This is a genomic window from Halopseudomonas sp. (assembly GCF_038130085.1).
Classification (GTDB): Bacteria; Pseudomonadota; Gammaproteobacteria; order Pseudomonadales; family Pseudomonadaceae; genus Halopseudomonas.
The window spans coordinates 1-8548 of sequence record NZ_JAYPMU010000046.1; the positions used below are offsets into that span (position 1 = coordinate 1).

Below are 8548 nucleotides of genomic sequence, written 5' to 3' on the forward strand. Positions count from 1 at the left end.
TGCCAACGGCAAGATCACGCTGACCGCCGCCGGCGCCGCTGCTGCGGCCAACGACTACGAGTCACTGCCGAACAGCTTTACCCTCAACGTGCGTGCACGTGACGCGGCGGGCAACTGGTCCACTGGCGCCGATGTGAGCATCGCAGTCACCGATCTGGATGACACAGCTCCAGTCATTAGCAACGGCCAGAGCTTTAGCTACGCGGAGAATCAGCAAAGCGGATTTGCCATTGGCACCGTCGCCGCTAACGACGACGTCAACGTGACCGGCTTCGAGATTGTTTCAGGTAACGACAACGGCTACTTCGCCATCGATAGCAGCGGCAGGATCACCCTGACTGCGGCTGGCACTGCAGCAGCGGCAAACGATTATGAAGCTCAGCCCAACAGCTTCACGCTGAGCGTGCGCGCCCGCGACGCGGCAGGTAACGGATCAGTGGTTACCGCAGTCACCATCAGCGTGACCGATCAAGACGACCAACCTCCGTTCAACGGTACCGACTCCAGCCCCAGGCCGGTCGGTCCCAGCACCCCGATCAGTAATCAGACAACCGGCGACATGACGCCGGAACTGCATGTTCTGGAAACGATTGAACAGGCGCAGAACAACAACGGCGAAACCGGAGACAACTCCCAGATCGGCGCGCAATTACTCACCAGCGGTTACGACCTCCACGTACTGCCTGCAGTACAGGGGGCGGCTCGTGACCTGCGGGCCCTGTCGTCCGAGATCGATCGACTGCAAGCCAGCCTGGGCAGTGGCATGAGCTCAAGCCCTGCCGCAAGTTTCTCGGTCAACCAGGCAACAGACGTCGATCTGGAAGAGATCGAACGGCTACTAGAGGACGCGCTGCGCCAACTGCAATCGGCGGATGGCGAAGCGGCCGAGGCCCAGCCACCGCTGGCAGAACAACAAACCCGTGACGCAGCGCAGGCTCGCCATGTGCCCTTTACCGACCAGCTCAGTCAGGCCGCAGCGGCCAGGCAGGGCTGGTCAGCACAACCGAACACCGCATCTGATGGCGGCCAGCAACAGGCGGCCTCAGCGTGATATTCACCCGTGAACGCGCCGATACCGGCAACCGACTTGAGACAACGGACCTAAAAAGAATGAAAGAGCGCTCATCTATCCCCTATTTGGCCGCCATCGGCATGGTTACCCTGTTAAGTGGCTGCGCGGTTAAGCCGGACCCGATCACCGAGGATGAAGCACGTGCGCGAGTCATGGAAGATCAGCAACGGATTTACGCCGATCAGGAACTGGTCTTCAAACCCATCGGGTTTCATGAAGCCGTAGCCCGCGCACTGAAGTACAACCTTGACTACCGCCTCAAGGCGATGGAGTCCGCGCTGAGCTACGGTCTGTTCGAGGTGGCCGGTTACGATATGCTGCCGAGCCTTGTCGCCAGCGCCGGCTACACCTCGCGCAACAACGACTCTGGCGGCAACAGCGTCAACATCGACACCGGTGACATATCGCTGTTCAACTCGACCTCCCAGGAACGCCGTCACTCCACCGGATCGATTGCCTTTACCTGGAATATGCTGGATTTCGGCATGAGTTATTACGGCGCACGTCAGCGCTCGAATGAATTCCTGATAGCCGAAGAACGACGTCAGCGCGTCATTCAGAATATCTTGCAGGATGTGCGCGCTTCCTACTGGCGCGCCGTAGGTGCTCAGCGTCTTGCTGATCGGGCACAGCAGTTATCGATCGATGCGCGCAAGGCCCTGGAGCTGTCTCGAGCGGCCGAAGCCCAAGGGCTGGTCCCGGCGAAGGACGCGCTGACCTACCAGCGCATGCTGCTGGACGCGGTTGCCCTGCTGACCGCCCGCCAGCAGGAGCTGGATTATGCCAAGCGCGAACTGGCCGCCCTGCTGAACATCACCCCCGGTACGCCTTTCACCGTCGCCGATGAGGCCCTGCCCGAGCTGCCGCCGGTGCCTTACAACCTGAGTGAGCTGGAAGAGCTGGCCCTGATCAAGCGCCCGGAGCTGCGTGAAGAGGACTACCGCAAGCGCATTACCGCAGACGAAGCCCGCCGTCAGCTCACCTCAATGCTGCCCGGGCTGCGCTTTGACGTGGGCGCCAGCTATGATTCCAACAAGTATCTGTACAACAACGACTGGACCGACGCCGGTGTACAGCTGAGCATGAACCTGCTGCGCCCGCTGTCACTGCCGGCGATGAAGCGTATGCAGGCGGCCCGCGAGGGCAACGACGAGGCCCGGCGCCTGTCGCTGTCGATGGCAGTCATCACCCAGGTGCGCCTGTCGGTCGAACGCTACAAGATGTCACTGCAGGACCTGAACGTGATGGACGAATCGAATCAGGTTGACCAGAAACTCGTCGCACTGGCCGAGGCGGAAACCACCAGCCGCACTGGCAACGATCTGGAGCTGATCCGCACCCAGACCCGAGCGCTCAACTCCGAGTACCAACGCTACGCTGCATACGCTGCCGCACAGGCTGCCTACGGCCGGATCTACAACTCCATTGGTCTGTCGGTGCTGCCAGACAATATCAGTGACATGTCAGTCCAGGAGCTGGCTGAAACCCTGCGCACTCACCTTGAAGACGTTCAGGGAGATACCTTCCCCCAATGGCAGACCAGCGCCGCGGTACCAAGCTTTTCTGCGGAGCAGGCCAGTAGCCTGTGACAGTCATGACCAATGCTTCTGAACATCGCTGGTACCAGGCAGCGGCGCTGATTCTGCTGAGCAGCTTCAGCGCTGCTGCGAGCGCAGAAGATGCGAGCATCCGTGTACTGCTCGCTCCTGCTCAGGAAACGGTACTATCGAGCCCGATTGCGGCCCGCATCACCACGCTAAACGCGTCTCTGGGTAGCACCTTCAAGGCCGGTGATAATCTGGTGGTACTGGAGTGTGGCGAGCAGAAAGCCAGGCTCGACATGGCCCGAGCCGAGCTGGCCACCGCCCGCGAGCAGCACCAGGCTCAGCTGCGACTAAAGGAGCTTCGCCAGGCCAGTGACGTCGAAGTCGCCCTTGCCGCCCACGCGGTAACGCGCGGTCAGGCACAAGTCCAGCTCAATCAGGTGCAACTGGCCCAATGCAATATCACCGCACCGTTCAGCGGCCGAGTTGTGCAGCTCAACGCCAAGCCGTACCAGTCGGTAAAGCCGGCCGAGCCGCTGCTGGAAATCATCAGTGCAGGCACGCTCAAATTGCGACTCAACGCACCCGCACAGTGGGTCAGCTGGTTAGCTGAAGGTACGCCGTTTGCCGTCAGCATAGACGAGACCGGCAAGCGCTATCCGGCAAGCGTGTCGGCACTCAACGCGCGCATCGACCCGATAAGTCAGACCATTGAGCTGGAAGCGACCCTCAACGACAACACCGGCGAACTGCTTCCGGGTATGAGCGGCACCGCCCATTTCACCCCGCCCGACAGCGAGCCCTGATCCGCGATGACCCGCTCAACGGACCGGTTGTCGACCCTGCTCGGCATTCAGCAGCGCGCCATCGAAGCAGAGGATCGGAACACCCTCTCCTTTCTGATCGCCAACGATACTTGGCATCTGATCCCCTATCGCCAGGCAGTGGTATTTACCGAAGAAAGCGCCCAGCGCGCCAAGCTGAGGGCCATCACCGGGCTGGTGTCCACCCTGACCGACACCCCGTACAACCTCTGGCTGAAACAGCTGGAAGCAGGTCTCAAACCAGCGCACAAATTGGCCGCGCACACCTTCAGTACAGCGGAGCTGCCGGAGCCATTACGCGAGCAATGGCAGGAATGGTGGCCGGACTTCGCCCTGCGCCTGCCACTGGTAACACCCGGTGGCCAATACCAGGGCTGCGTCTATTACGTGCGTGAACAGCGCTGGCACGACGCCGAAGTTCAGTTTCTGGACCGAGTGCATCGCCACTACGCTTACTGCATGGCGTCATTGAGCCCGCACCGCAAACTGATGCGCCGGCTGCTGCCGACCGGCCGACTACGGTGGGTAGCAGGGGTTACGCTCGCGGCTGTGGTGGCTCTGGCGCTGATCCCTGTGCGCCTGTCGGTGCTTGCACCGGCCGAGGTTATTTCGCTGCAGTCAGAGCTGGTGTCGTCGCCGATGGAGGGCGTGGTAAAGGCTTTCCACGTCGAGCCCAACAGCGAGGTCACGGCTGGTCAGTTGCTGTTCACCCTTGACGATACCACCCTGCGCAACCGCCGCGACGTCGCCGCGCAGGCGCTGGCGGTGGCGCGCACCGAGGCGTTGGCTATGGATCAGCGCGCCTTCGACAGCCAGAAGAGCCGAGCCGATCTGGCCGCACTCAGAGGGCGCGTCCAGGAAAAGGAAAGCGAACTGGCCTACCTGACCGAGCTGCTATCGCGCGTCGAAGTGCGCGCAGCGCAGGACGGCGTGTTTATTTTTGGCAGCAAGGATGAATGGCTGGGCAAGCCGGTAGCAACTGGCGAACGCATCGGCATGCTGGCCGAGCCCCGCAACCTCGGCGTTCAAGTATGGGTACCGGTGGCCGATGCGATCTCTCTGGAACCGGGCGCAGAGATGCGCGTGTATCTGCAGACCGCCCCGCTCGACTCGCTCGGCGCCGAGCTGTCCGAAACCAGCTATCAGGCCAGTCTGTCGCCCGACAACATCGCGTCGTACCGGATTCGTGGCACCTTGACCGAGCCAGCAACGGTGCATATCGGCCTGCGCGGCGTCGCCAAGGTCTACGGTGAGCGCAAGCCGGCCCTGTACTGGATTCTGCGTCGTCCGCTCGGCACCCTGCGGCAGTGGACCGGGCTATGAGCGCGGCTCCCTTTCAGCTTCCGCCGCTGTTGCCGCCGCTGCGCGAAAACTTGCAGCTGTTCCCGGCAGCCCGTGAACGCAGCGGCGCGCCAACCTGGGTCATTCAGGACCCGATCAGCAACCGCTTCTACCGTATTGGCTGGCTGGAGTTTGAGCTGCTGTCGCGCTGGAAGGGGCAGTCTCCAGCAGAGCTGCTCGACAGCGTACGCAACGGTACGCCATTGCAGGTCAACGAAGGCGAGCTGACCGAGCTGCTGCGTTTTTTGCAGGAAGGACAACTGCTCGACCAGCGTAATCCGACGCACACCGACAGGTTGATCCAGCACTACCGTAAAAGCCGCAGCAACCCATTCAAGCAGTTGCTGCACAACTATCTGTTTTTCCGCCTGCCGCTGGTGCGCCCCACCCGTTTTCTGCAATCACTGGCAGCGCACACCGGCTGGCTCTATCAGCCTGCAACCCTCTGGGTACTCGGCTTCATCGCGCTGTTCGGACTGGGACTGACCGTCCGCGAGTGGGATCAATTTATCGCCAGCTTTCAGGCCAGCCTCTCGCCAGCAGGCTTGGTCGGCTATCTGCTGGCGATCATGCTGGTCAAAAGTGTTCACGAGCTTGGTCACGCGCTGACGGCAACGCGCTATGGGCTGCGGGTCTCCCACATGGGAGTCGCCTTCGTGGTGCTCTGGCCGATGCTCTACACCGACACTAGCGAAGCTTGGCGGCTGCAGAGTCGCCGCCAGCGTCTGGCAGTTGATTCGGCGGGTATTATCGCTGAGCTGGGCGTCGCAGCGATCGCCACCCTGGCCTGGCACCTGACCGCCAACAGCGACCTGAAGCAAATCTTCTTCTTCCTTGCGACCACCTCCTGGGTGCTGACCCTGGCCATCAACACCAGCCCGTTCATGCGCTTTGACGGCTACTTCATCGCCTCCGACCTTCTTGAGCTGCCGAACCTGCATCAACGCTCCTTCGCCGTCGCGCGCGCCGTCATCCGCCGGAGACTACTTGGACTGAGCGACGCAGATCCGGAGCCGTTGTCGCCAGCACTCAAACGGTTCCTGCTGGTGTTCGCGCTGGTCACTTGGCTGTACCGTCTGGTGGTGTTCATCGGCATTGCCGTAGCGGTGTATTACCTGTTTTTCAAGTTGCTCGGCATCCTGCTGTTCATCGTCGAGATCAGCTGGTTCGTCCTGCGACCGGTGTGGAGCGAGCTGAAGGTCTGGCACGCCCGGCGTGCCGAGGTAAAGCACTGGCGCAAACGGCTGGCCTGGGCCTGCCTGCTGGGTCTGCTGTTACTGGCGGCGCTGCCGTTGCCGTACCGGGTAGAAGCCTACGGCGTGCTGCTGCCGGTGCGCAGCCACAGCTTCTACAGCCCGATTGCCGCCCAACTGAAACAGTTACCAGAGCGCGGCCAGGGAACAGTCGAACAAGGCGAAACCGTCTTCCAGCTCAGCCAGCCAGAGCTGGAGCACCAACTTGAGCTGGCTCGCATCGAGGAAACCGCCGTTCGCGCACAGCTGCAGGGGCTTCTGGGCTTCGCCGATGGCGAACAGCAGCGGCGCAGCCTGCAGTCCCGCCGGGAGGTTCATGCCAGCGATATCGAAGCCTATAGTCAGGAGCTAGCCCGGCTGACCCTGAGCGCGCCCTTTGCCGGCGTACTCACCGATCTGGACCCACATATTGCTAAAGATGTGTGGGTTGATAGCCGCACGCCACTGGCCACGTTGATCGACCCCAGCGAGTGGATCGCCGAGGTGTTTGTCGAGCAGTCGGCCATCTCTCGAGTTCAGCCCGGCGCCCAACTTCGTTTTTATTCGGCCGCTCATTCAAGCCGACCACTGAGCGGCACAGTACAGGAAATCGACCCCAGCCTGTCGAAGCAACTACCACATCCGATGCTGTCCGCCCGCTTCGGAGGTCCGGTCGCCATTGTCGAGTCCGGCAACGGCCTACAGCCGCGCGACCCACTGTACCGGGTCAGGGTAAAGCTCAACGGCGCGCCCACCAGCCTGGAACAACAGACCGGAAGAGCGCTAATCGACGGCACGCCCACCAGTTGGTTGGCAGACGCATTCAAGCCAGCCCTGATCGTACTGATCCGCGAATCAGGGTTTTGACCCCAATGAATCTATCGCAGGAGCCCATGATGAAACGCAGCCTTCCCTTTTTGACCGTCAGCGCACTGATGGCACTGCTGCCGCTGAGCAGCCAGGCCGACACCTTTGCCAATCGGCTGGAACGCATCCAACAGACCGGCGTGCTGGTTGCCGGCTACCGCGAAACCTCGGTACCGTTCAGTTACCTGAGCCCGGATAAACCAGTAGGATTCGGGGTCGACATGACCAAGCGCGTCGCCGCGGCCGTCCAGGAGAAACTGCAGATGCCGGCGCTGGAGCTGCGCTGGAACGCAGCGACACTCAGCACCCGTCTTCCGCTGGTGACCACCGGCACGCTGGATATCCTCTGCGCTACCGACACCCACACCAAGGCGCGGGAGTCGCAGGTCTCCTTCTCATCGACGTTCTACGTCGCCGAATCCGGCGCGCTGGTCGCTGCCAATTCGACTATCAGCCAATTATCGGATCTGCAGGGAAAACGGGTGGCCGTCCCTGCCGCTTCCACCATGGAAACCCTACTCACCCAAATGCAGCAAGAACAGAGACTGAGCGTCGAGCTGATCAAGACCCAGACCAACCGTGCCGCCCTGCAACTGGTTCGCGACGGACATGCAGACGCCTACATCAACAGCATGGCGATCATGGCCGGTGAAGCCCTCAAAGCGGACAACGCCGGTAGTTTCAAAATGGTCAACCTCGGGCTCAACCCGGAAGCCTTCAGCTGTATGCTGCCCGCCAACGAGCCGGAGCTGAAGCAACTGGTCGATACAACCCTGAACGACATGATGCAAAGCGGCGAGCTCGAGCAACTCTACAACCAATGGTTCAACAGCCCTATTCCGCCGTTCGGCCGGCCAATGAACCTGCCGCTCAATGACAAGACACGGGCCGCCTACGCCGCACCAAACGATCAGCCACTGCAATAACCAAAAGACGTCTGCGCGCTGCGGTTGAATCCAGCGCGCAGACTGAGTTGGCACAGCGCACACGTTCTACATTCGCTGTTAGCCCTAATCTTCCTTTGCCAAAGCACCTCAATATCGGCAAGTATCCCCTTGAGATACCAGCCTTTACGGAGAAGTGATGGAAGGACTAACCTGGCTCTGGCAAAACGCCTCAGCGCTGGCAGCAATCGCCACCCTGCTCACCCTGCTGTTTACCCTGGCGACTTGGACGCGACTGCTGCGCTATCGAGCAAAGCCATTCGTAGTAAGCGCCGCCGACTTTCATCCCTCCTTGCTTCCGGGCGACTGGACTACGTACATCCGCATCAAGAACCGCAGTGATCAGCCACTGACCATTTTGCGCATCGATATCTGGGGGCCCCGAAGACACTACATCCGCAGCGTTGCTGGCGAACTCATTGAAGGAAAAAACGTTCACTCGGTGCTAGCGGTTTTCAGCCAAGACAGCGCCACCCTCGCCCCCGGCAGCACCTTTTCCACCTCAAACCATGACCTCGACCACGAGGCCGCTACCGAACTGTTCCGCAGCGGCAACCAATTAGGTGTGGTAACAGACCGGGGTGATTACGCTCTCGCCCTGCCAAAGCTGCAGGTTCGCCCGATCTTGACGGGGACACAAGACTTCGAGCTGGAAGCGAGCAGACAGTGGCTGAACCGCCCCGGGTTTCGCGGAGGCTTCAACTCCTGAGAAGATGAAGCCATG

The 8548-nt window shown here is 61.2% G+C and carries 7 protein-coding genes; all 7 read left to right on the plus strand.

Annotation, left to right across the window (positions count from 1 at the left end; genetic code table 11):
• On the plus strand, nt 1-1051 hold a 1051-nt coding region (locus AAFM31_RS17515), incomplete at its 5' end, for a hypothetical protein (RefSeq protein ID WP_341709147.1).
• Nucleotides 1052-1110: 59 nt separating this feature from the next.
• Nucleotides 1111-2661: a TolC family protein gene (locus AAFM31_RS17520; RefSeq protein ID WP_341709148.1), complete on the plus strand. Its 1551-nt coding sequence runs from the start codon at nt 1111-1113 to the stop codon at nt 2659-2661.
• 5 nt (nt 2662-2666) lie between these two features.
• On the plus strand, nt 2667-3422 hold the full coding sequence (locus AAFM31_RS17525) for an efflux RND transporter periplasmic adaptor subunit (protein WP_341709149.1): 756 nt from the start codon (nt 2667-2669) through the stop codon (nt 3420-3422).
• Between the two features lie 6 nt (nt 3423-3428).
• The gene (locus AAFM31_RS17530) at nt 3429-4763 is read left to right on the plus strand and encodes an HlyD family efflux transporter periplasmic adaptor subunit (protein WP_341709150.1); all 1335 of its coding nucleotides are present in this window, start codon (nt 3429-3431) and stop codon (nt 4761-4763) included.
• Nucleotides 4760-6880 carry an HlyD family efflux transporter periplasmic adaptor subunit gene (locus tag AAFM31_RS17535; RefSeq protein ID WP_341709151.1) on the plus strand — a complete coding sequence of 707 codons (2121 nt, stop codon included), beginning with the start codon at nt 4760-4762 and terminating at the stop codon, nt 6878-6880. The genes AAFM31_RS17530 and AAFM31_RS17535 overlap by 4 nt, the downstream gene beginning before the upstream one ends.
• 29 nt (nt 6881-6909) lie before the next feature.
• Entirely contained in the window at nt 6910-7806 is an 897-nt protein-coding gene (locus tag AAFM31_RS17540) for an amino acid ABC transporter substrate-binding protein (RefSeq protein ID WP_341709152.1), read from the plus strand.
• A 157-nt stretch (nt 7807-7963) separates the two neighbouring features.
• Entirely contained in the window at nt 7964-8533 is a 570-nt protein-coding gene (locus AAFM31_RS17545; RefSeq protein WP_341709153.1) for a hypothetical protein, read from the plus strand.
• The last annotated feature ends 15 nt before the right edge of the window (nt 8534-8548 follow it).

What these genes read in the sequence shown, in the direction of transcription:
- AAFM31_RS17520 (WP_341709148.1), top strand. Translation starts at nt 1,111, where the DNA reads ATGAAAGAGCGCTCATCTATCCCCTATTTGGCCGCCATCGGCATGGTT.
- AAFM31_RS17525 (WP_341709149.1), top strand. Translation starts at nt 2,667, where the DNA reads ATGACCAATGCTTCTGAACATCGCTGGTACCAGGCAGCGGCGCTGATT.
- AAFM31_RS17545 (WP_341709153.1), top strand. Translation starts at nt 7,964, where the DNA reads ATGGAAGGACTAACCTGGCTCTGGCAAAACGCCTCAGCGCTGGCAGCA.
- AAFM31_RS17535 (WP_341709151.1), top strand. Translation starts at nt 4,760, where the DNA reads ATGAGCGCGGCTCCCTTTCAGCTTCCGCCGCTGTTGCCGCCGCTGCGC.
- AAFM31_RS17540 (WP_341709152.1), top strand. Translation starts at nt 6,910, where the DNA reads ATGAAACGCAGCCTTCCCTTTTTGACCGTCAGCGCACTGATGGCACTG.
- AAFM31_RS17530 (WP_341709150.1), top strand. Translation starts at nt 3,429, where the DNA reads ATGACCCGCTCAACGGACCGGTTGTCGACCCTGCTCGGCATTCAGCAG.